Source organism: Pseudomonas sp. CLCA07, assembly GCF_053615335.1.
This window is the reverse complement of the sequence record NZ_CM132131.1, coordinates 5751511-5773941: the sequence shown is the minus strand read 5'-3', so window position 1 is coordinate 5773941 and position 22431 is coordinate 5751511. Positions and strand designations below refer to the sequence as shown.

General features: G+C 59.4%; 19 protein-coding genes. 13 read left to right on the top strand and 6 right to left on the bottom strand.

The annotated features are described in order from the left end of the window. Nucleotides 1–12 precede the first annotated feature (12 nt). Both tssI and ACWGZX_RS26570 read left to right on the top strand, forming a co-directional pair. Nucleotides 13–2022, top strand: coding sequence for a type VI secretion system tip protein TssI/VgrG (gene tssI, locus ACWGZX_RS26575; RefSeq protein WP_452626134.1), 2010 nt, complete (start codon nt 13–15; stop codon nt 2020–2022). A 12-nt stretch (nt 2023–2034) separates the two neighbouring features. Beyond that, nucleotides 2035–2577: a toxin-antitoxin system YwqK family antitoxin gene (locus ACWGZX_RS26570; RefSeq protein ID WP_452626133.1), complete on the top strand. Its 543-nt coding sequence runs from the start codon at nt 2035–2037 to the stop codon at nt 2575–2577. Nucleotides 2578–2709: 132 nt separating this feature from the next. Here the strand turns inward: ACWGZX_RS26570 and ACWGZX_RS26565 are convergent, their stop codons facing one another. Beyond that, a complete protein-coding gene (locus ACWGZX_RS26565) occupies nt 2710–3105 on the bottom strand; it encodes a DUF4280 domain-containing protein (protein WP_452626132.1) in 396 nt (131 codons plus the stop codon). Nucleotides 3106–3296: 191 nt separating this feature from the next. Here ACWGZX_RS26565 and ACWGZX_RS26560 point away from each other — a divergent pair, with 191 nt between their 5' ends. Together ACWGZX_RS26560 and ACWGZX_RS26555 are read left to right on the top strand one after the other, a co-directional pair. After that, entirely contained in the window at nt 3297–4364 is a 1068-nt protein-coding gene (locus tag ACWGZX_RS26560) for a phosphotransferase family protein (protein WP_452626130.1), read from the top strand. Nucleotides 4365–4516: 152 nt separating this feature from the next. Continuing rightward, on the top strand, nt 4517–5284 hold the full coding sequence (locus ACWGZX_RS26555) for an SDR family oxidoreductase (protein ID WP_007948679.1): 768 nt from the start codon (nt 4517–4519) through the stop codon (nt 5282–5284). 589 nt (nt 5285–5873) lie between these two features. On the opposite strand, the gene ACWGZX_RS26550 is transcribed toward ACWGZX_RS26555, so the two are convergent. The 4 genes from ACWGZX_RS26550 to ACWGZX_RS26535 form a co-directional block, all read right to left on the bottom strand. Next, nucleotides 5874–6125: a DUF1652 domain-containing protein gene (locus ACWGZX_RS26550; RefSeq protein ID WP_452626129.1), complete on the bottom strand. Its 252-nt coding sequence runs from the start codon at nt 6123–6125 to the stop codon at nt 5874–5876. Nucleotides 6126–6326: 201 nt separating this feature from the next. Further along, nucleotides 6327–7802: a PAS domain S-box protein gene (locus ACWGZX_RS26545; protein WP_452626128.1), complete on the bottom strand. Its 1476-nt coding sequence runs from the start codon at nt 7800–7802 to the stop codon at nt 6327–6329. A 143-nt stretch (nt 7803–7945) separates the two neighbouring features. Beyond that, a complete protein-coding gene (locus tag ACWGZX_RS26540; protein WP_452626127.1) occupies nt 7946–9229 on the bottom strand; it encodes a Zn-dependent hydrolase in 1284 nt (427 codons plus the stop codon). 140 nt (nt 9230–9369) lie between these two features. Beyond that, nucleotides 9370–10854 carry an NCS1 family nucleobase:cation symporter-1 gene (locus ACWGZX_RS26535; protein ID WP_452626126.1) on the bottom strand — a complete coding sequence of 495 codons (1485 nt, stop codon included), beginning with the start codon at nt 10852–10854 and terminating at the stop codon, nt 9370–9372. A 541-nt stretch (nt 10855–11395) separates the two neighbouring features. Here ACWGZX_RS26535 and hydA point away from each other — a divergent pair. The 3 genes from hydA (at nt 11396) to preA (ending at nt 15644) form a co-directional block, all read left to right on the top strand. Next, the gene (gene hydA / locus ACWGZX_RS26530; RefSeq protein WP_452626125.1) at nt 11396–12835 is read left to right on the top strand and encodes a dihydropyrimidinase; all 1440 of its coding nucleotides are present in this window, start codon (nt 11396–11398) and stop codon (nt 12833–12835) included. Between the two features lie 166 nt (nt 12836–13001). Continuing rightward, nucleotides 13002–14369, top strand: a complete 1368-nt coding sequence (locus ACWGZX_RS26525) for an NAD(P)-dependent oxidoreductase (protein WP_452626124.1) — start codon at nt 13002–13004, stop codon at nt 14367–14369. After that, complete coding sequence (gene preA, locus ACWGZX_RS26520; RefSeq protein ID WP_452626123.1) at nt 14370–15644, top strand: NAD-dependent dihydropyrimidine dehydrogenase subunit PreA; 1275 nt, start codon at nt 14370–14372, stop codon at nt 15642–15644. Between the two features lie 107 nt (nt 15645–15751). Here the strand turns inward: preA and ACWGZX_RS26515 are convergent, their stop codons facing one another. Continuing rightward, entirely contained in the window at nt 15752–16372 is a 621-nt protein-coding gene (locus ACWGZX_RS26515; protein ID WP_452626122.1) for a TetR/AcrR family transcriptional regulator, read from the bottom strand. A gap of 138 nt (nt 16373–16510) precedes the next feature. Between ACWGZX_RS26515 and copC the strand changes: the two genes are divergently transcribed. The 6 genes from copC to ACWGZX_RS26485 all read left to right on the top strand — a co-directional run bounded on the left by copC (nt 16511) and on the right by ACWGZX_RS26485 (nt 22431). Then, entirely contained in the window at nt 16511–16873 is a 363-nt protein-coding gene (gene copC / locus ACWGZX_RS26510) for a copper homeostasis periplasmic binding protein CopC (protein ID WP_452626121.1), read from the top strand. Nucleotides 16874–16876: 3 nt separating this feature from the next. Beyond that, nucleotides 16877–17737: a copper homeostasis membrane protein CopD gene (gene copD / locus ACWGZX_RS26505; RefSeq protein ID WP_452626120.1), complete on the top strand. Its 861-nt coding sequence runs from the start codon at nt 16877–16879 to the stop codon at nt 17735–17737. A 249-nt stretch (nt 17738–17986) separates the two neighbouring features. Then, on the top strand, nt 17987–19285 hold the full coding sequence (locus ACWGZX_RS26500; protein ID WP_452626119.1) for an OprD family porin: 1299 nt from the start codon (nt 17987–17989) through the stop codon (nt 19283–19285). 330 nt (nt 19286–19615) lie between these two features. Further along, nucleotides 19616–20440: an NAD-dependent epimerase/dehydratase family protein gene (locus ACWGZX_RS26495; protein ID WP_452626118.1), complete on the top strand. Its 825-nt coding sequence runs from the start codon at nt 19616–19618 to the stop codon at nt 20438–20440. A 53-nt stretch (nt 20441–20493) separates the two neighbouring features. After that, nucleotides 20494–21402, top strand: coding sequence for an SMP-30/gluconolactonase/LRE family protein (locus ACWGZX_RS26490; protein WP_452626117.1), 909 nt, complete (start codon nt 20494–20496; stop codon nt 21400–21402). A 159-nt stretch (nt 21403–21561) separates the two neighbouring features. Further along, entirely contained in the window at nt 21562–22431 is an 870-nt protein-coding gene (locus tag ACWGZX_RS26485) for an aldose 1-epimerase (protein ID WP_452626116.1), read from the top strand.

The following is a 22431-nucleotide window of genomic DNA, read 5'->3' as shown; positions in this document are numbered from 1 at the left end:
TGAGGTTGCTCAATGCCCCGCACCACGGACAGCAACACCAGTCTCTCACTCACCTCTGCCGTGCTATCGGCGCTTTACCCTGAGTCGCTGTCCGGTGAGGAAGCGCTCAACTCATTGGGCTCGCAAACCCTCAACGGCCTCAACGACGGCACATCACTCACGCTGACCAGCGCCGTCGCGACCCACGTCACGACGACACTGCACAACGACGCACAAACTCGCCCCATCGATGCGCTGGTCGCTGAAATCAGCCAGCTCCCCGCCGATGCCACCGCCGAGCGCTATCAACTGATGCTGCGCCCATGGTTATGGTGGCTAACGCTGGCCAGCAACAACCGCGTATTCCAGAACCTCGCCACCTCAGACATTGTCACCACGATTTTCAAGGCCCATGGTTTCACCGACTTCCTGCTGAAACTCACCGGCAGTTACACACCGCGCGAGTACTGCGTGCAGTACGGCGAAACCGATTTCGCGTTCGTTTCGCGCCTTCTGGAAGAAGACGGGATTTTCTGGTTCTACACCCACGAGGATGGCAAGCACACGCTGGTGCTGGGGGACAGTAACGATGCATTTCCTCCGATCCCCAACGGGCCGAAAGTGAATTATCTCGGTCAGCAAATGGGTGAGCGCGAACTGCACGGCATTCGCTCAGGCCAGGTGTGCATGCAAGCGGTTGCCGGGGTGTATCGGGCGACGGATTACGAATTCACCACGCCGACCACGTCGCTGTACAGCCAGGCTGAAGCAGTCGCCGGGCCCCGCTCGATGTACGAGCATCCCGGCAGCTACAACGCCAAGGCTCGGGGCGATACGTTGACCAAGCAGCGAGTCGACGGGCTGCGCAGTCAGGAGAAGCGTTTAGTTGGTGAGAGCGACTGTCGCTGGTTGGTGCCGGGGCATTGGTTCACCCTGGCCGGCCATGATGACGCGACGCTGAATATTGATTGGGTGGTGACCGCGGTCACTCATGAAGCCAGCCACGACGGCTACCAGAATCGCTTCGAAGCGATCCCCAAAGCCACACCGTTCCGGCCGCAGCGAACCACGCCAAAACCGCGAATGCACACTCAGACCGCCATCGTCGTCGGCAAGTCGGGCGAAGAAATCTGGACCGACGAATATGGCCGGATCAAGTTGCAGTTCCCGTGGGATCGCGATGGCAAGAACGACGAAGCCAGTTCCTGCTGGGTGCGAGTGGTATTGCCCTGGAGCGGTAAGGGTTTCGGCATGCAGTTCGTACCGCGCATCGGCCAGGAAGTGATCGTGACGTTTATCGATGGCGATCCCGATCGACCGCTGGTGACGGGTTGCGTCTACAACGGTGACAACGCCCTGCCCTATGCGCTGCCAGCGAATCAGACCCAGTCCGGGATCAAGACCCAATCGTCCAAAGGCGGCGGCGGTTTCAACGAGCTGCGATTCGAGGACAAGAAGGACGCCGAAGAGGTGTTTCTCCAGGCGCAGAAAGATCTGAAGATCAACGTGCTCAACGACACCACCGCCACTGTCGGCCACGACGAAACCCTGACAGTGCAGAACGCCCGCACCCGCACGGTGAAAGAAGGCGACGAGACCGTGACCCTGGAGAAAGGCAAACGCAGCGTGACCATCCAGACGGGGAGCGACAATCTCGATGTGAAGGACAGTCGCACAGTGACTGTGGGCACTGACCAGACCCACAGCACCGGTGGCAACTACACGCATAAGGTCACCGGTGATTACAGCCTGACGGTGGATGGCAACCTGACGATCAAGGTGACCGGCACCCTGACCCTGGAAAGTGGTGGCAGTTTCACCATCAAGAGCGGCGCGGATCTGGCGGCCCAGGCCAGTACCTCGATCAGCCAAAAGGCTGGTACGTCTCTGAGCAATCAGGCCGGTACCTCGTTGGAAAACAAGGCCGGCACGACAATGACCAACGATGCCGGGATCAGCCTGACCAACAAAGCCGCCGCTTCGCAGACTGTGGATGGCGGCGGCATGCTGACCATCAAGGGTGGTCTTGTGCAGGTCAACTGACAAGGAGCACCCATGACCATCACGCCTCTGGACCTGCAGCAGAACGATAAACACCTCAAAGGTCGCTTGTTGGATGGCCAGCTCGACGGTGCGTTGCACATCAAGGATGACGGTCGCGCGCAGGCTGATTTGCACTACAGCCAGGGCGAGCTGCAAGGTACTACCTTGCTCTATCACCCTAACGGCAAGGTCTCGGCGCAGCTGCCGTTTGTTCATGACAAGCTGCAGGGGGTCGCCAGTTTCCATGCGCCGCAAGGCTGGCTACAGCGCAAGGCGACTTACCGCCGAGGGCTGCTGCATGGCGAGGCGTTCAATTACTTTCCCGATGGGCAACTGTCCGAGGCAGAGTTCTACCGCGACGGCGTGCGCGAGGGCCGGTATCAGCGCTTTCATCCCAACGGTAAACCCGCCGTCGAGGCCCGTTATCTCAACGGTCAATTGCTGGAACCGGAACAGGGCTTTGCCGCCGACGGGCGACCGCTGGACGCCGAGGGCAAGCCGATCTCGAGGGTGCGCTGGTGGTTCAGGCGCTGGAGTGATCCTGCGCAAGTCTGAACCTGTTGTGTTGAATGTCATGGCCTCATCACGAGCAGGCTTGCTCGCGAAGAGGCCGGCACATTCAACATCAATGCCACCCGACATACCGCCTTCGCGAGCAAGCCCGCTCCCACAGTTTGATCGTGTGAGTCAGGGAATCAGCATCTGCATTTGTCCAGGCATCACAATCTTTATCACCCCGGCCCAATTACACATCAGGGTGCTGTTGGCATCGATGGCTGGCATACCGCCCAGCAGCAGGGTCGGCGCACCACCGGGGATCCACGGGGCGGCGGTGGCCGGGATGCAGGGCATTGGCGTCAACACCCCGAGCGCCGCCGCAGTCGCAGCAGCGACCACCGGGTTGGCCATGCTCATGCACATGCCAAAGGGCATGATGTTCACCAGCGGGATGTGGTCCATGATGTTCGCCGCCGGTAGCCCCCCGGTCAGGGTTCGGTTCACCGGCAACACATTGAGTACGGCGGGCGCCGCGCCGAAACTGCATTGCAGGGTTGCGGTGGCACAGACTTGCGGACAACCCATTTTCAACGCTCCTTCCTGGAAGCACCGTATCCCCTGAACCATAGCCCGTCGGCACTGTTCTCGCCTATCAAGAACGCTGATTATCCAGCAACACGCTAACCTATAAGACCGTGCCGCGCTTGTGGCATCCCGGCCTCACCATTAGATTAGTCAATGATGTCTTGCCTCCAAAATAAGCAGAAGGGATAAGCATGGCGCTTACTGACCAGTCCACTCGTATCCGCTCCGGCGAAGAACTCGATGCCAGCCTGATCGATCCGTACCTCAAGGCGCGCATTGCGGGCCTGAGTGGTTTGCCAAAGATCAGCCAGTTTCCGGGCGGAGCGTCGAATCTGACTTACCTGCTCGAATACCCCGAGCAGGAATTCGTTCTGCGTCGGCCGCCGTTCGGCCACAAGGCCAAATCCGCCCATGACATGGGCCGTGAATTCCGCATTCTCAATCAACTCAAGGACGGTTTTCCGTACTGCCCCAAAGCCTACGTGCACTGCACTGACGAATCGGTGATCGGCGCCGAGTTCTATGTGATGGAGCGGGTCAACGGGATCATCCTGCGTTCCGAACTGCCGCCGGAACTGGGTCTGGATTCGGCGAAAACCGAAGCCTTGTGCAAAAGCTTCATCGACAAGTTCGTTGAACTGCACCGTGTCGACTACAACGCCTATGGCCTGGGTGACCTCGGCAAGCCCGAAGGTTATGTCGCGCGGCAAATCAAAGGCTGGAGCGACCGCTACGAGAAAGCCCTGACCCCGGATGCGCCGCAGTGGGAAGCGGTAAAAGCCTGGCTCAACGACAAAATGCCGGCCGACCACCCGACTTCCAGCATCGTCCACAACGACTATCGTTTCGACAACGTGATCCTCGACCCGCAAAACCCGATGCAAATCATCGGTGTATTGGACTGGGAACTGACCACCCTCGGCGACCCGCTGATGGATTTGGGCAACACCCTCGCTTACTGGATCGAAGCCGGCGACCCGCCACCGGTGCAACTGATGCGGCGCCAGCCCAGCCACGCACCAGGCATGCTGACCCGCCGCGAATTCGTCGATTACTACGCCGAACGCGCGGGCATCCGGATCGACAATTTCGACTTCTACTACACCTATGGCCTGTTCCGTCTGGCCGGCATCGTGCAGCAGATCTACTACCGCTTCTTCCATGGTCAGACTCAGGACAAACGCTTCGCGCAGTTCATTCACATGAACAAGCTGCTGGAGCAAATGAGCTTGCAAGTCATCCAGAAATCCAACCTCTGAAACCAACACATGACTCGTAGGAGCCAGGCTTGCCGGCGAAGACAAACTCAAATACGCCTTCGCCGGCAAGCCTGGCTCCTACGGACAGCGATAATGCGCTTACCTGATAGCACATCAGCCCCCCATAACAAGGCTCATTACAAGGGAATCCCATGTCCAAGACTCAGTTGTTCGACCTCGACGGCAAAATCGCTTTCGTCTCCGGCGCCAGCCGCGGCATCGGTGAAGCCATCGCCAAATTACTGGCCCAGCAAGGCGCCCACGTCATCGTCTCGAGCCGCAAGCTCGACGGTTGCCAGCATGTGGCCGACGCGATCATCGCCGCCGGCGGCAAAGCCACTGCCGTCGCTTGCCACATTGGTGAAATGGAACAGATCAGCCAGGTCTTCGCCGGCATCAAGGAACAGTTCGGCCGCCTCGACATTCTGGTCAACAACGCAGCGACCAACCCACAGTTCTGCAACGTACTGGACACCGACCTCAGCGCCTTCCAGAAAACCGTCGACGTCAACATCCGCGGCTACTTCTTCATGTCGGTGGAAGCCGGCAAGATCATGCGCGAAAACGGTGGTGGCAGCATCATCAACGTCGCCTCGATCAACGGCGTCTCGCCGGGCATCTTCCAGGGCATCTACTCGGTGACCAAAGCCGCCGTGATCAACATGACCAAAGTGTTCGCCAAGGAATGCGCGCAGTTCGGCATCCGCTGCAATGCCCTGCTGCCGGGCCTGACCGACACCAAGTTTGCTTCGGCGCTGGTGAAAAACGATGCAATCCTGAAGACTGCGTTGCAGCAGATTCCGCTCAAGCGCGTTGCTGATCCGAGTGAAATGGCCGGCGCCGTGTTGTATCTGGCGAGTGATGCGTCGAGCTACACCACTGGGGTTTCGTTGAATGTGGACGGTGGGTTCCTGTCCTGATTCGATGCGCCAGGTGAGCTAAAGGCAGCCATTGGGCTAATGCCGATCAGTTAAGCCATAACGCAATCCGTAGCAGCTGGCGGAGCCTGCGTCAGGCTCCGCCAGCTGCTACAAATCACCCTCCCCCAAACAGGTCGGGGTTGCTACGCAGGGCACTGATCGCGCCCTCGATGGCGAACACCGCTGTGCCGACTACGCCCAGGGTTATTGAGTCACGCAGCGAGTGGTCGTGGTGATCCGAGTCACTTCACCCTCTCCTTGCGCGTCACCTGTCACAGAGGTGTTGTCCAGGGTTTCGCAGGTTTTTTCTACGGGTGGCAGAGGGGGCGGCGGAGGCGGTGGACTGGAGCAACCACTGAGGATCGCAACGCAGAAGGCGAGCGACAGCGGCGAAAAAGCACGTTTTCCAAGACTGTTCATAGTCTGACCCGCGGTAAGTAATCGATGCTTTCCGCGACACGACGACAACACCGCGAAGCCGCGGATCGGTCACAGAAAATTTTACCTTCTCGTTTCTTATAGCCCAGTCACCGGTCAATGCCAGCATTTAAGGTATCAGGCCGTTTTTTACCCCGAAAAACGACAGTTCCTACTCGTCCCCGCCCGGGTGATGCAACCTATTGCTCTGCAGTTCGTAACGAAGCTCTTCGATTAACGACGCCACCGCTTGCGGCGAATTGAGGCTCGTCACTTTCAATCCACTGACCACCAGGTCGACCTCGCCCGACGCCGGGTGATACAGCTTCACCGTCACCGAATTGTCTCCCGACACACTGCATTCACAGGCGCAGGGAGAAAAGTGTTGCTCCAGCAACGCCCGCAATTGCGCCAGGTGAATCATTGCGATTCACCCACCGGCTGACGGGCAACCTCGTCGATTGAAACGGTGATGAGTGGGCGACACATGTGGCGGTTCCTTGAGCGGTTTCGTCGTCGTGGACGCGAAGCGGTCAAAAGACTCGTTTCGCACACTGACAGCCTAGTCGCTGAAGTCTGGCACCAATACATCCAATTGCACTGCCTGAACTAGTGCATTTTCACTCTAGTGCCGGGAGAACAATCCACGCTCGCGCGCCCAGACAATCGCCTCGCTGCGGCTGTGAACGCCAAGTTTGGAATACACCATCGAAACGTGATTGCGTACCGTGTTAGCCGCCAGTTTCAGACGCACGGCGATTTCCTTGTCGGCCAACCCTTCGCAGATCAGGCCGAGTACATCACGCTCACGGGCGGTCAGGTCGGTGAAGGACGCGCTGGGCAACGTCGGTGCGTTTACGCTTTTCACATTGGCCAGTTTTTCGATCAGCGTGCGGCTGAACCACGAGGCATCTTTCATCACCTCTTCGATGGCCGCGACCAGCTCAAGCTCGGTGCGTTTGCGTTCGGTGATGTTCATCAACACCAACAGGTAGCAAGGACTGTCCTGAATGTTCACGGTGTCGCCCGAGACCGTGCAATCGATCATTTCACCATTCTTTTTACGGATTCTGACATCGACTCGGTCCAGCCTTGCGGCCTCCTCTAGTGCCGAAAAAAAGCGTGCGCGCGCGCCCGAGTCGTCGAAGATATCGATCTGCGCCACTGTTTTGCCGAGCACTTCTTCACTGGGATACGCGAGGGTGTCGAGAAAGGCGTCGTTGGCATCGAGCACCATTTGATCCTCGACACTGCACACCAGCGTCGGCACCGGTGACAGGCGAAAGGCCTTGGCAAAGCGCTCCTCGCTCTGGCGCAGCGCGATTTCGGCTTTGTGCCGAGGCTCCATGTCGACGAACGAAAACAGCATGCAGTCTTCTTCGTTTAACTCCAGCGGTTGCCCGGCGACGATCACCTGCTTGCTGCCCCCTTCAGGCAATCGCAACTCAGCCTGCATCTGCGGAATAGTGGCGTGGTCACGCAGTCGCTCAATTGCCAGATCTTTTTTTTCCGCGCCATGCAGCACATCCAGTTCATACGTCGACACGCCGATCACCTGATCACGGGTATAACCGGTCATTTCCAGAAAACCGCTGTTGACCTTGATGTAACGCAAATCGCTGAGGCGACAGATCACCGCCGGGGCCGGGTTGGCGTTGAACGTCTTTTCGAAACGCTGCTCGGCGCTGGCCCACTCGGTGACGTCGTCCATGATCAGCACCAGCGACTCCAGCTCACCGGCGCTGTCCGCCAGTACCATGCTGCGCACCCGGTGCACCCAGGTGAGTTCTTCATCGTCGGCAGGCGTCACTTCAACCAGCATATCGCCGAACGTTTCGCCCCGGGCGACTCGGTTGATCGGGTAATTGGCCTTCGGTACCGGGTGATGGTTGCGATAGCGCAAGGCGAAGCGTTTGGCGTACTCCCTGGCATTGGCGCCCAGTTCTCGGAGCTGCTCGACACCGTGCATGGCCAGCGCCGCTTCATTGGCCCAAAGAATCGTCTGATCGAGCTCCAGCAGAATCACGCCGTCGGACAAACCCGCAATAATCTGCTGCATCTGGCGACGATTGGTTTCGGTGCTCAGGACGTCCTGGTTCATGGGTACTCCACATGGACAACGGGGCTTTTAGCCCCCGTGAAGAGTACGACCGCGCAGGGTTGAGATCGTGCAAAGAACCTGTGGGAGCGAGCCTGCTCGCCCACAGGTCTTACCGGTGTCTACCGAAGCGCACGTCCGTTGTTTCAGACCGCGGGCTGCCCACTGGCAATCGCTGCCGACGCCGCCAGCATCGCCCGCAACAACACCGCACACCCGGCCGCCAGATCGTCCGGCGCGGCGTTTTCGATCTCGTTGTGGCTGATGCCGCCTTCGCACGGCACGAAAATCATTCCGGCCGGGCCGAGTTCGGCGAGGAAGATCGCGTCGTGCCCTGCTCCGCTGACGATGTCCATGTGCGACAAGCCCAAGCCTTTGGCCGCGTTGCGCACCGCTTCGACACAGCCCTGGTCGAAGTACAGCGGCGGGAAGTCGGCCGTCGGTGTGAGCTCGAAGGTCAGGCCGTGTTCATCGCAGGTGGTTTCGATGACTTTACGGACTTCGGCGATCATCGAGTCCAGGCGTGCCGGTTCCAGATGCCGGAAGTCGAGGGTCATGCGCACTTCACCGGGGATGACGTTGCGTGAGCCGGGATAGGCTTGCAGGCAGCCGACGGTGCCGCAGGCGTGGGGTTGATGGCCCAGCGCGGCGCGGTTGACCGCACCGACGATCACGGCGGCGCCGACCAGGGCGTCCTTGCGCAGGTGCATCGGGGTCGGGCCGGCGTGGGCTTCGACACCACGCAGTTTGAGGTCGAACCATTTCTGGCCGAGCGCACCCATCACCACCCCGATGGTTTTGTGTTCGTCTTCAAGGATCGGACCTTGCTCGATGTGTGCTTCAAAATAAGCGCCCACCGCATGCCCACTGACCTGACGCGGGCCGGCGTAGCCGATGGCGTTCAGCGCCTGGCCCACGGTGATGCCTTCGGCATCGACTTTGGCGAGGGTTTCTTCGAGGGTGAATTTTTCCGCGAAGACACCGGAGCCCATCATGCACGGGGCGAAGCGCGAGCCTTCTTCGTTGGTCCAGACCACTACTTCGAGTGGCGCTTCGGTTTCAATTTTCAGATCATTGAGAGTGCGCAGCACTTCGACGCCGGCCAGTACGCCAAAGCAACCGTCGAACTTGCCGCCGGTGGGTTGGGTGTCGATGTGGCTGCCGGTCATGACCGGTGGCAGGTTCGGGTTGCGACCCGGACGGCGGGCAAAGATGTTGCCGACGGCGTCGACGCTGACGGTGCAACCGGCGTCTTCGCACCAGTTGACGAAGATGTCGCGGGCCTGGCGGTCGAGGTCCGTCAGGGCCAGGCGGCAGACGCCACCCTTGACCGTGGCACCGAGCTTGGCCAGCTCCATGAGTGATTGCCACAAGCGGTCGCGGTTGATGTGCTGATGGGTGGATTGCAGAACGTCTACGGCAGCGTTCATGGTGATCTCCTCAGGCAGTTGTTATAGGTTATTCAGGTATTTCCTGGGTGCTCTTTAGGCCGCCATCGCTGGCAAGCCCGGCTCCTACAGGGGGTTTGTGAATCTGTAGGAGGCGGGCTTGCCAGCGATGAGGCCATCCGCTACACCGCAGATTTCTCGACGGATGGGCTAGGCCGCAACGAGCACAACCCGTAATAAATCACCCCACCCAACGCCGAGCCGGTAAACCAGCCGTAGCTGTAAAACCAGCTGAACGCATCGCTACCCAGCGACAGCAGCGTCAGCACTACCGGCACACCAAACGCGATAAACCCGAACCAGTTCCAGGCCGGATAAACGTCATCGCGATAGAGCCCGGCCAGATCCAGTTGCTGCTTCTTGATCAGGAAATAGTCCACCACCATGATCCCGGCGATAGGCCCGAGCAGGCTGGAATACCCCAGCAGCCAGTTGGAGTAGACCGTTTCCAGGCTCAGGTCAGAGACGATCAGCCCGAGCTTTTTCAGCAGTTCATGCCCCATCAGCAACAACCCCACCACCCCGGTGAGCAACACCGCTTTGGTGCGGTTGATCAACTTGGGTGCGACGTTCTGGAAATCGTTGGTCGGTGAAACGATATTGGCCGCCGTGTTGGTCGACAGCGTGGCGATGATGATCAGCGCCATGGCCAGCGCGACCCAGACCGGGCTCTGGATATGCCCGATCAACGTCACCGGATCGGAGACGGTCACACCCACCAGTTTTACTGAGGCGGCGGTCATCACTACGCCCAGCGATGCAAACAGGAACATGGTCAACGGCAGGCCGATAATCTGCCCGATGATCTGGTCTTTCTGGCTTTTGGCGTAGCGGCTGAAATCGGGAATGTTCAACGACAAGGTGGCCCAGAAACCGACCATCGCGGTCAGGCCGGCGGCGAAATAACCCGCCACGCTCGCGCCTTCCGGACGCTTGGCCGGGATCGCCAGCAACTCGGTCATCGATACATTCGGCAGCGCCCAGAACAGCAAGCCCACACCGACCAATATCAACAACGGCGCGGACAGGGTTTCCAGCCATTTGATCGACTCGGCGCCGCGAATCACCACCCACAGGTTCAGCGCCCAGAACACCATGAAGCCGATGACTTCACCGGTGCCGCCCAACGACTTCCAGCCCTCGAACACCGAGCCAAGAAACAGGTGAATGGCCAACCCGCCGAACATCGTCTGAATCCCGAACCAGCCACACGCCACCAGGGCGCGGATCAGGCAAGGAATGTTGGAACCGAGAACGCCGAAGCTCGAACGCAGCAACACCGGAAACGGAATGCCGTACTTGGTACCGGCGAAGGCGTTCAGTGTCAGGGGGATCAGCACGATGATGTTGGCAAACAGGATCGCCAACAGCGCCTCGCCCACCGTCAACCCGAAGTACGCGGTGAGCACGCCGCCCAGTGTGTAGGTCGGCACACAGATCGCCATGCCGATCCACAGCGCGGTGATGTGCCATTTGTTCCACGTGCGTTCGTGCAACTTGGTCGGTGCCATATCGTGGTTGTAACGGGGACTGTCGAGGACGTCGCTGCCGGCTTCCAGCTCAAACAAGCCTTCGCGCTCGGTCACTTGCGATCTGATCTGTTGCATGGCCGCTCCACTGTTCTTTGAATTATTTTTTGCTCATCAGGTGCCGGAGGTTTCAATAAACGTGCCGGGCATTCCGATTGAGCATCGGGCAGTTCCATAAAACGTTGCAACTAACTGTTTTTATTAATATATCCAGCGAGTCCTCGGCGACGTGTCTGTTCACTCAGGCCGAATGCCAGGCAAGTTGTCCGAACCGTCAGGACTCAATCTGGTGCATCAAACTTTTTCTCACAGTTGCGCATCAACCATAGACCATCCTCAAGCGGCTGATTTCACATAGGAAATCTTGTCTATTTTTCGAACCTGTCAAGTGCGTCAAAATGGTGAACAGCCTCACCATTTTGGTGATCTACGCTTTAATTCGTTATTAATCAATTAGTTAAATCAGTCATAAGCTTATAAAAAATATTCTTGCTGATTTCATAAACTCAGACTAGCTTCAATTCCTGACAGTGTTGGCAGGAATACACCTGTTGACGGCGATTTTATATAAAACACTTAGAACCGGCATAAGCCGGTCATTGCCTGCGAGGAACTCGGAATGTCTCTGTTGATCCGTGGCGCCACCGTTATTACCCATGATGAAAGTTATCGCGCCGACGTCTATTGCGCCGACGGCGTGATTAAAGCCATTGGCGATAATCTTGATGTTCCGGCGGGTGCCGAAGTGCTCGACGGCAGCGGCCAGTACCTGATGCCCGGCGGCATCGACCCGCACACGCACATGCAACTGCCCTTCATGGGCACCGTGGCCAGTGAAGACTTTTTCAGTGGCACCGCAGCAGGACTGGCCGGTGGCACCACGTCGATCATCGACTTCGTGATCCCCAATCCGCAGCAATCGCTGATGGAGGCGTTTCACCAGTGGCGCGGCTGGGCCGAGAAGTCATCGTCGGATTACGGCTTTCATGTCGCGATCACCTGGTGGAGCGAACAGGTGCGCGAGGAAATGGCTGAGCTGGTCAGCCATCACGGGGTTAACAGCTTCAAGCACTTCATGGCCTACAAGAATGCGATCATGGCGGCCGACGACACGCTGGTGGCGAGTTTCGAGCGTTGTCTGGAGCTGGGTGCGGTGCCGACCGTGCATGCCGAAAATGGCGAGTTGGTCTATCACCTGCAACGCAAATTGATGGCCCAAGGCATCACCGGCCCGGAAGCGCATCCACTGTCGCGGCCTTCGCAGGTTGAAGGCGAAGCGGCCAGTCGGGCGATTCGTATCGCCGAGACACTGGGCACGCCGCTGTACCTGGTGCATGTCTCGACCAAGGAAGCCCTCGACGAAATCACCTATGCCCGCAGCAAAGGCCAGCAAGTCTACGGCGAAGTGCTGGCCGGGCATTTGCTGCTGGATGACAGCGTCTATCAACACCCGGATTGGCAAACCGCCGCCGGTTACGTGATGAGTCCCCCCTTCCGTCCTCGCGGCCATCAAGAGGCCCTGTGGCACGGCCTGCAATCGGGCAACCTGCACACCACTGCGACTGACCACTGCTGCTTCTGCGCCGAGCAAAAAGCCGCCGGGCGCGACGACTTCAGCAAAATCCCCAATGGCACCGCCGGTATCGAAGACCGCATGGCGGTGCTCTGGGATGAAGGGGTGAACACCGGGCGTTTGTCGATGCAGCACTTCGTGGCGCTGACCTCTACCAACACCGCGAAGATCTTCAACCTCTACCCGCGCAAAGGGGCGATTCGTGTTGGTGCCGATGCGGACCTGGTGCTGTGGGACCCGGAAGGCACGCGGACCATTTCAGCGAAGACTCATCACCAGCAGGTCGACTTCAACATCTTTGAAGGCAAGACCGTGCGCGGTGTGCCGAGCCACACCGTCAGCCAGGGCCGCGTTGTATGGGCCGATGGCGACTTGCGTGCCGAGCGTGGCGCGGGGCGGTATGTCGAACGGCCGGCGTATCCGGCGGTGTTTGACTTGCTGAGTAAGCGGGCTGCACAGCACCAGCCAAAATCTGTGAACCGCTGAGATAGAGGCCCGCGGCCATCGCGGGCAAGCCCGGCTCCTACAGGGGTTTTGTGAACACTGGAGATCCCCTGTGGGAGCCGGGCTTGCCCGCGATGGCGGCAGTCCTGACAACACAAAAACCAATGCCCGACAGAGGCAGCACCTCCATCACCGTGAGGCCACTACCGTGATAAAGACCCTGAACCACCTCCCCCATCCTTACGAGGATGCCGCCGCCCTCGCCGGCCATTTCACTGACTTGGCGCCGCCGCTGAACGACCGTCAGGCCCATCTGGAAGCCTCGCGCTGTCTGTACTGCTACGACGCGCCCTGCGTAAACGCCTGCCCCAGCGAGATCGATATTCCGTCGTTCATCCGAAATATCCATCAGGACAACGTTCAGGGCGCCGCGCAGAAAATCCTCTCGGCGAACATCCTTGGCGGCAGTTGCGCGAGGGTTTGCCCGACGGAAATCCTCTGCCAGCAAGCCTGCGTGCGCAACAACGACCATGAGTGCGCACCGGTCTTGATCGGCTTGTTGCAACGGTACGCCGTAGACAACGCCCACTTCAGTGAACACCCCTTCCCCCGTGCAGCATCAACCGGCAAGCGCATCGCCGTGGTCGGTGCCGGCCCCGCAGGTTTGTCTTGCGCTCATCGCAGCGCCATGCACGGCCACGACGTGGTGATTTTCGAAGCCCGGGAAAAGGCCGGTGGCCTCAACGAATACGGAATCGCCAAATACAAACTGGTGGACGATTACGCGCAAAAGGAACTGGAGTTCCTGCTGCAAATTGGTGGCATTGAAATCCGTCACGGGCAAAAACTCGGCGACAACCTGACCCTGAGCGAACTGCATCAGCAATTCGACGCGGTGTTTCTCGGCCTCGGCCTGAGTGCCAGCAAACAACTCGGCGTGGCCCACGAAGAAGCGCCCGGCTTGCTCGCCGCGACTGATTTCATTCGCGAACTGCGCCAGGCCGATGACTTGACTCAACTGCCGCTGGCCGATCATTGCATCGTCCTCGGCGCCGGCAACACCGCCATCGACATGGCCGTGCAGATGGCCCGCCTCGGTGCTCGCGATGTGAATCTGGTGTACCGCCGTGGCGTTGAAGACATGGGCGCCACCGGTCACGAACAGGACATCGCCAAGGCCAATCAAGTGCGCTTGCTGACTTGGGCGCAACCGGAAGAAGTGCTGCTCGATGACCAAGGCCAAGTGCGCGGCATGCGTTTCGCCCGCACGCACCTGGTTGACGGTCGCCTGCAGACTACCGGGCAAACCTTCGAGCTGGCCGCCGACGCCATTTTCAAAGCCATCGGCCAGGCCTTTGACGACAGCGCCCTCGCCGACCCGCTGGCCCGCGAACTCAAGCGTCAGGGCGAACGGATTCAGGTGGACGAGCAGCTGCGCACCAGCATCCCCGGCGTGTATGCCGGCGGCGACTGCACCAGCCTCGATCAGGACCTCACCGTGCAAGCCGTGCAACACGGCAAACGCGCCGCCGAGGCCATCAACGCTCAACTGATGCTTAACGTGGAGGCTGCGTAAATGGCCGATCTCTCGATTGTCTTCGCCGGTATCAAAGCGCCCAATCCGTTCTGGCTGGCCTCCGCGCCGCCAACCGACAAAGCTTACAACGTGGTCCGCGCCTTTGAGGCTGGCTGGGGCGGCGTGGTTTGGAAAACCCTGGGTGAAGACCCGGCGGCGGTTAACGTGTCATCGCGCTACTCGGCGCATTTCGGCGCCAACCGTGAGGTGGTGGGTTTCAACAATATCGAGCTGATCACCGACCGCTCGCTGGAGATCAATCTGCGGGAAATCACCCAGGTGAAAAAGGACTGGCCAGACCGCGCGCTGATCGTGTCGCTGATGGTGCCCTGCGTCGAAGAGTCGTGGAAATTCATCCTGCCGCTGGTGGAAGCCACCGGCGCCGACGGCATCGAACTGAATTTCGGCTGTCCCCACGGCATGCCGGAACGCGGCATGGGCGCGGCGGTCGGCCAGGTGCCGGAGTACGTCGAACAGGTCACCCGCTGGTGCAAGACGTATTGCTCGCTGCCGGTGATCGTCAAGCTCACGCCGAACATCACCGACATCCGCGTCGCCGCCCGTGCGGCCCATCGCGGGGGGGCGGATGCGGTGTCGCTGATCAACACGATCAACTCGATCACCAGCGTCAACCTGGAGCGCATGGTCGCCAACCCGATTGTGGGCAGCCAAAGCACCCATGGCGGTTATTGCGGTTCGGCGGTGAAGCCGATTGCCCTGAACATGGTCGCCGAAATCGCCCGTGACCCGCAGACCCAAGGCCTGCCGATCTCCGGCATCGGCGGCATCGGCAGCTGGCGCGACGCGGCGGAGTTTATTGCGTTGGGCAGCGGTTCGGTGCAGGTATGCACCGCGGCGATGCTGCATGGTTTCAGGATCGTCGAGGAGATGAAGGACGGCTTGTCACGCTGGATGGACAGTCAGGGTTACGCCAGCGTTTCCGAGTTTTCCGGGCGCGCGGTGAGCAACACCACGGACTGGAAGTACCTCGACATCAACTATCAGGTGATCGCGAAGATTGATCAGGAGGCGTGCATTGGTTGTGGGCGCTGCCACATCGCTTGCGAGGATACCTCGCACCAGGCGATTGCCAGCCTGAAGCAGGCGGACGGGACGCATCAATACACGGTGATTGAGGATGAGTGCGTGGGCTGCAATTTGTGCCAGATCACCTGCCCGGTGCAGGACTGTATCGAGATGGTGCCGATGGACACGGGCAAGCCGTTTCTGGATTGGAATCATGATCCGAGGAATCCGTATCATGTTGCCTTCTGATCGCTGAAAATCCAGAAATCGCAGCCTCGTTTCACTCGACAGCTCCTACAGGGAATGCATTTCTCTGTAGGAGCTGTCGAGTGAAACGAGGCTGCGATTCTTTTGATTTATGGCTCCAACCCTATCCCCCGCAAAATCACACTGGTCACCGTCTGCACCGCCCGCTCGAACTGCATGTCCGACAGCGGCTGATGATCATTGAGAATATTCACCTGATGATCAAAGTCAGCATAGTGCTGGGTCGAGGCCCAGATCATGTACAGCAGGCTCGACGGCTCCACCGGCAAGATGCGTTTATCGTCCACCCACTGGCGAATTTTCGCTTCTTTCATCTTCGCCCAGTCATACAGGCTGGCGTCCAGCGCCGTGCCTAAGGTCGGTGCGCCATGGATGATTTCGTTGGCCCAGACCTTCGAGCCATAAGGCCGGCTGCGCGAGTGGTTCATCTTGGCGCGGATGTAGCTGCTGAGCACCACGCGCGGATCGTCGAACATCTCGAAGCACAGCGCGTCCTGCTTCCAGACTTCCAGCAGATCAAACAACACCGCGCTGTACAGTTCGGTCTTGGTGCTGAAGTAGTAATGCAGATTGGATCGAGGCAGTTGCACCTCGGCGGCGATGTCGGCCATGGCGGTACCGCCAAAGCCTTTTTCGGCGAAGACCTTTTCCGCCCCGAGCAAAATTTTCTCGACGTTGCTTCGACGAATCCCGATCTTGTGATTGCCCATGAGGGCTCCCTGACACCAGCGTTGACCAAGACTAGCATCCGGCTCTACGTCGCGGCGACAGACTAAAACGAAACTTCGACACTAAGCTTGCGGCGGGTAAACTTGCGCCACTTCGATCCTGCCCAAAAGGTATTCACGATGCTTAAGAAAGCCCTGACCACCGCCGCACTCCTCGGCTCGCTGCTTGCCGTTTCGTCGGTATGGGCCCACACCCATCTGAAAAGCCAGACCCCGGCGGCGGACAGCACCGTGAGCGCACCTGCGCAACTGCGGCTGGAGTTTTCCGAAGGCATTGAAGCGGCTTTCACGAAAGTTACGCTCAGCAAGGACGGGGCCCCTGTACCAGTGAAGAGCCTTGCCACCGAAGGCAGCGACAAGAAAACCCTGATCGTCACACCTGCCGAGCCTCTGACGGCGGGCACGTATAAAGTCGAATGGCACGCGGTGTCCGTCGACACCCACAAAAGCGAAGGCGCCTACGGTTTCAAGGTTGGCCAGTAATTCATGACCAGCGCGATGGTGCTGTGTCGCTTTGTGCATTTCACGGTGGTGTTGATGCTGTTCGGGGCGTGGGCGTTCAGGCCCTTGCTGCTCAACGGCAGCGCTGCACACCTCGATCGCCGTCTGGCGCTGACAGCCCGCTGGCTGGCGGCCGTGGCGCTGCTCAGCGGCGTTGCCTGGTTGCTGCTGATCACTGCGAGCATGGCCGGGGCCTGGGAAGCGGCATTTGATCCGTCGACGCTGCACCTGGTGCTGAGTAATACGTTTTTCGGTCAGGTCTGGCGCTGGCACCTGCTGCTCAATGCGTTGCTGGTGGCGTTGCTGATGAGCCCGTGGCGTGCGCACAAACCCCTGCGAATCGGCCTCGCCAGCCTGTTGCTGGTGACCCTCGCCCCGGTCGGTCACGGCGCCATGCTGGACGGACTTAATGGCCAATTGCTGATGCTCAACCAAGTCGTGCACCTGACCTGCGTTGGCGCCTGGCTCGGCGGGTTGATGCTGTTGGTGATGATCTTGCGCCAGTCGGCAGAGCAGCCCATCAAAGCGATACTGCAGCGTTTCAGTGGTGTCGGTTACGCCTTGGTGGCGGGGTTGCTGATCACCGGGCTGATCAACGTTCGGGTCCTCACCGGGGTGTTTTGGCCGACGCCATTGTTCAGCGGTTTCGCACTGATTCTGTTGATCAAGGTTGGGCTGATTGCAGCGATGCTGGGCCTGGCGCTGTTCAATCGCCTGCGCATAAACGACAGCGAACAACGTCTGTCGACACTGAAAACCAGCGTGATTCTCGAATGGATGCTGGGGATTGGCGCGGTGGCAGCGGTTTCCCTGTTGGGCACTATGCCCCCCATGATTTCGGCCTGATAACCCAATTCCCCTGTGGGAGCGAGCCTGCTCGCGATTGCAATCCCACATCTGACATTGTTGTCGACTGACAGTCCGCTATCGCGAGCAGGCTCACTCCCACAGGGTTTATCGATTTCCGACCCAATATCACAAAGTCATCGTACAACTTCTGATTGACAAGCCCTCAGACCCTCGCAAATAATCGCCGCACGTGTTGTACGACGACGTATGACGAATAAAAACAACAAGAAGCAAGGGAGCGTCACAGTGAGCAAGCTCGTCCGCAATTCGTCCGCCCACACCCCACGTCAGATTTTCAAACGCCGTCATACCCTGAGCCTCATTGGTTGCAGCGGCCTGGCCCTTGCCCTGCCGATGATCAGCCATGCCGAAGGGTTCACCGACGACGCCAAGGCCACGCTCAACCTGCGTAACTTCTACATCAACCGCAACTTCACCAACCCGGCTTACCCGCAGAGCAAGGCCGAGGAGTGGACGCAGAGCTTCATTTTCGACGCCAAGTCCGGTTTCACCCAAGGCCCGGTGGGGTTCGGCGCGGATGTGCTGGGACTGTTGTCGGTCAAGCTCGATGGCGGTAAAGGCTCGGGCGGCACCCAGCTGCTGCCGATTGGCAGCGACGGTCGCCCGGTCGATGACTTTGGTCGTCTGGCGGTGGCCGGGAAGATGAAAGTGAGTAAAACCGAAGTGAAGGTCGGCGAGTGGATGCCAATACTGCCCATCCTGCGTTCAGACGATGGCCGCTCGCTGCCACAAACCTTCCAGGGTGGCCAGCTGACGTCCACCGAGATCAGCGGCCTGACGATCTACGGCGGCCAGTTCCGCCAGAACAGTCCGCGTAACGATGCGAGCATGGAAGACATGTTCATGAACGGCAAATCCGCGGCCTTCACTTCGGACCGTTTCAACTTCGGCGGTGGTGAATACACGTTCAACGACAAACGCACCCAGGTCGGTGCCTGGTACGCAGAACTCAGCGACCTCTACCAGCAACAGTATTACAACCTGAACCATAGCCAGCCGATTGGCGACTGGGTCCTCGGCGCCAACCTTGGTTATTTCATCGGCAAAGAAAACGGCAGCGCCCTGGCCGGCGACCTCGACAACAAAACCGGGTTCGCCATGCTCTCGGCCAAGTACGGTGGCAACACCTTCTACGTCGGCCTGCAAAAACTCACCGGTGACGATCAATGGATGCGCGTCAACGGCACCAGCGGCGGTACCCTGGCCAACGACAGCTACAACTCCAGCTACGACAACGCCCAGGAAAAATCCTGGCAGGTGCGCCACGACTACAACTTCGTCGCCCTGGGCGTTCCCGGTCTGACGATGATGAACCGCTACATCAGCGGCGATAATGTGCATACCGGCACCATCACCGACGGCACGGAATGGGGCCGCGAATCGGAACTGGCCTACACCATACAAAGCGGTCCGTTGAAGAGCTTCAACGTCAAATGGCGCAACGCGAGCATCCGCAAGAGCTTCAGCACCAACGAATTCGATGAAAACCGTATCATCATCAACTACCCGATTTCGTTGCTGTAAAACCCATTTCTCACAGACTGACATGACCTGTGGCGAGGGGGCTTGCCCCCGTTCGGCGGCAAAGCCGTCGTAAAACCATTCAGCACAGTTTTATCTGAACGGCAGCAGTGACTAGTTTTAGGGCCGCTGCGCAGCCCAACGGGGGCAAGCCCCCTCGCCACAGAAGCCCCCTCGCCACAGATGAATGTGTTCATTAACGAGAAATGACCCTCCGTCCATTTCAACCAATGTCGCGTTGACAAGACCCGGATTGCCTTACGATACTTCAACAAAGTCGTACGACAACTTACAACAATTTAATAACAACAACTGCTTGTACAGGATTCCCCCATGACGACCACTGCAACCGCCCGCTCCCCTTTCAATCGCCTGCTGCTGACCGGTGCCGCCGGTGGCCTGGGTAAAGTCTTGCGCGAAAGCCTGCGCCCCTACGCCAACGTCATTCGCCTGTCGGACATCGCCACCATGGCCCCGGCTATCGATGACCGCGAAGAAGTCGTGCCGTGCGATCTGGCGGACAAGCAAGCCGTGCATCAATTGGTCGAAGGCGTGGACGCGATCCTGCACTTCGGTGGTGTGTCGGTAGAGCGCTCGTTCGAAGAGATTCTCGGCGCCAACATCTGCGGCGTGTTCCACATCTATGAAGCCGCGCGCCGCCACGGTGTGAAGCGGGTGATCTTCGCCAGCTCCAACCACGTCATCGGTTTCTACAAGCAAGACCAAGTCATCGACGCCCACTCCCCTCACCAGCCGGACAGCTATTACGGTTTGTCCAAGTCCTACGGTGAGGACATGGCCACGTTCTACTTCAATCGCTATGGCATCGAAACCGTCAGCGTGCGCATCGGTTCCTCGTTCCCGGAACCGCAAAACCGCCGGATGATGAGCACATGGTTGAGCTTCGGCGACCTTACCCAACTGCTCGAACGTGCGCTGTACAGCCCGAATGTCGGGCACACTGTGGTGTACGGCATGTCCGATAACAAAGACATCTGGTGGGACAACCGTTACGCCACTGCCTTGGGCTACGCGCCGCAGGACACCTCCGAAGTGTTCCGTGAAAAAGTCGAAGTCCAGCCGATGCCTGCCGCCGATGATCCGGCCCGCGTCTATCAGGGCGGAGCCTTTTGCGCCGCCGGCCCGTTCGGCGATTGAAGCCCTGCTTCCCGCTTGATCCCCACAACAAAAACCCAAGGGAATGAGTTGCCATGCAAGCCGAATTGATTGTCGATGCCCGTAACGCCGTCGGTGAATGCCCGGTGTGGGTCCCCGAGGAAAACGCCCTGTACTGGGTTGATATTCCTGCCGGGGGCCTGCAGCGCTGGAGTGCCGACAGCGGCCATGTCCATTCGTGGAAAGCGCCGCAAATGCTCGGGTGCATCACCCGCCACCGTGACGGTGGCTGGGTGGCCGGCATGGAAAGCGGTTTCTTCCATCTGCACCCGCACAACGACGGCAGCCTCGACAGTTATTTGCTGGCGCACGTCGACCACGCTCGGACCGACATGCGCCTGAACGATGGCCGTTGTGACCGTCAGGGCCGCTTCTGGGCGAGCAGCATGGTGTTGAACATGGGCGCCAACGTCGCCGACGGTGCCCTTTACCGTTACAGCGCCGGTCTACGCGGGCCACTTGAGGCACAACTGGGCGGGTTTATCGTCCCGAACGGCCTGGGCTTCAGCCCGGATGGCCGCACGATGTACCTGTCCGACTCGCATCCATTGGTCCAGCAGATCTGGGCCTTTGACTACGACGTCGACAGCGGCACGCCGTCCAATCGCCGGCTGTTCGTCGACATGAATCAGTTCCCCGGTCGCCCCGACGGTGCGGCTGTCGATGCCGAAGGTTGCTACTGGATCTGCGGCAATGATGCCGGGCTGATTCACCGTTTTACCCCCGATGGCCGACTGGATCGCTCCCTCGCCGTTCCGGTGAAAAAACCCACCATGTGCGCCTTCGGTGGCAGTCGACTGGACACGCTGTTCGTGACCTCGATCCGCCCCGGTGACGACCATGACGAACAGTCCCTGGCCGGCGGAGTGTTCGCCCTCAATCCTGGCGTCACCGGATTGCCGGAACCGCTGTTCAATGATTCCCTCACTGAATTAAACAGATAAGCCCCGGCCCCTGTGGCGAGGGGGCTTGCCCCCGTTCGGCTGCGAAGCAGTCGTCATTGGCGTCTGTGCGGTCTGACTGAACAATGCCGAGGTCCGCTTCGCAGCCCAACGGGGGCAAGCCCCCTCGCCACAACAGCTCATCAGTATGCGGAAATGTCCATGACGCCAAAAATTCTCGAACTCGAAGACGAACTGACCCACCTCACCCTCGCCCCCGAGCTCGGCGGCAGTATCGTCAACTGGACCGTTCTCAGCACCGGTCAACCGCTGCTACGCCACAATGACTCCCATGCACTGAACACCGGTCTGCCGGGCAAACTCGGTTGCTATCCCCTGGCCCCCTGGTCCAACCGCATCGCCGAAGGTGGCTTCGATTGCCCTGATGGCTGGCTGGCCCTGACGCCCAACAGCCTCACCGATCCGCTGCCCATCCACGGCAGCGCCTGGCAACAACCGTGGCAAGTGGTGTCGCAATCAGCCAACGAAGTCGTCCTGCAACTCGACAGCACCACACCGTTCGCTTATCGCGCCCGGCAACGCTTCCATCTAAACAAGGGGCAATTGAGCATCGAACTGCAAGTCACTCACTTGGCCGACCGCGCCGCGTGGCATGGGCTGGGTTTGCACCCCTACTTTCCGCGCACCGCGAACACGCAGCTACAGGCCAGGGCAGAGCAAGTCTGGCTGTGCGATGGCTCGAAATTGCCAACAGAATTGATTGCGCTGCCTGCCGACCGGGACTTTCGTCAACCGGGCGCCTTACCCGCTTCGCTGGTCGACAACGGCTTCTGCCACTGGGACGGCCATTGCCTGATCCAGCAACCCGACCTCGGTTATGCGCTGGAAGGCCAAGCCACCGGCAGCGATTACTACCTGCTCTACTGCCCGGTCGGTCTGGAGTTTTTCTGCATCGAACCGGTCAGCCACCCGGTCAACGCGCATCACTTGCCTGGTCGGCCGGGGTTACGATTGCTGGAGCAAGGTCAGTCGGCTGAACTCGGGTTCAGCCTGCAATATCGTGCACTCTGA

What these genes read in the sequence shown, in the direction of transcription:
- ACWGZX_RS26485 (WP_452626116.1), top strand. Translation starts at nt 21,562, where the DNA reads ATGACGCCAAAAATTCTCGAACTCGAAGACGAACTGACCCACCTCACC.
- copD (WP_452626120.1), top strand. Translation starts at nt 16,877, where the DNA reads ATGACCAGCGCGATGGTGCTGTGTCGCTTTGTGCATTTCACGGTGGTG.
- ACWGZX_RS26490 (WP_452626117.1), top strand. Translation starts at nt 20,494, where the DNA reads ATGCAAGCCGAATTGATTGTCGATGCCCGTAACGCCGTCGGTGAATGC.
- ACWGZX_RS26550 (WP_452626129.1), bottom strand. Translation starts at nt 6,125, where the DNA reads ATGATTCACCTGGCGCAATTGCGGGCGTTGCTGGAGCAACACTTTTCT.
- ACWGZX_RS26555 (WP_007948679.1), top strand. Translation starts at nt 4,517, where the DNA reads ATGTCCAAGACTCAGTTGTTCGACCTCGACGGCAAAATCGCTTTCGTC.
- ACWGZX_RS26495 (WP_452626118.1), top strand. Translation starts at nt 19,616, where the DNA reads ATGACGACCACTGCAACCGCCCGCTCCCCTTTCAATCGCCTGCTGCTG.
- ACWGZX_RS26570 (WP_452626133.1), top strand. Translation starts at nt 2,035, where the DNA reads ATGACCATCACGCCTCTGGACCTGCAGCAGAACGATAAACACCTCAAA.
- preA (WP_452626123.1), top strand. Translation starts at nt 14,370, where the DNA reads ATGGCCGATCTCTCGATTGTCTTCGCCGGTATCAAAGCGCCCAATCCG.
- ACWGZX_RS26560 (WP_452626130.1), top strand. Translation starts at nt 3,297, where the DNA reads ATGGCGCTTACTGACCAGTCCACTCGTATCCGCTCCGGCGAAGAACTC.
- ACWGZX_RS26515 (WP_452626122.1), bottom strand. Translation starts at nt 16,372, where the DNA reads ATGGGCAATCACAAGATCGGGATTCGTCGAAGCAACGTCGAGAAAATT.
- ACWGZX_RS26540 (WP_452626127.1), bottom strand. Translation starts at nt 9,229, where the DNA reads ATGAACGCTGCCGTAGACGTTCTGCAATCCACCCATCAGCACATCAAC.
- ACWGZX_RS26565 (WP_452626132.1), bottom strand. Translation starts at nt 3,105, where the DNA reads ATGGGTTGTCCGCAAGTCTGTGCCACCGCAACCCTGCAATGCAGTTTC.
- ACWGZX_RS26535 (WP_452626126.1), bottom strand. Translation starts at nt 10,854, where the DNA reads ATGCAACAGATCAGATCGCAAGTGACCGAGCGCGAAGGCTTGTTTGAG.
- copC (WP_452626121.1), top strand. Translation starts at nt 16,511, where the DNA reads ATGCTTAAGAAAGCCCTGACCACCGCCGCACTCCTCGGCTCGCTGCTT.
- ACWGZX_RS26545 (WP_452626128.1), bottom strand. Translation starts at nt 7,802, where the DNA reads ATGAACCAGGACGTCCTGAGCACCGAAACCAATCGTCGCCAGATGCAG.
- hydA (WP_452626125.1), top strand. Translation starts at nt 11,396, where the DNA reads ATGTCTCTGTTGATCCGTGGCGCCACCGTTATTACCCATGATGAAAGT.
- tssI (WP_452626134.1), top strand. Translation starts at nt 13, where the DNA reads ATGCCCCGCACCACGGACAGCAACACCAGTCTCTCACTCACCTCTGCC.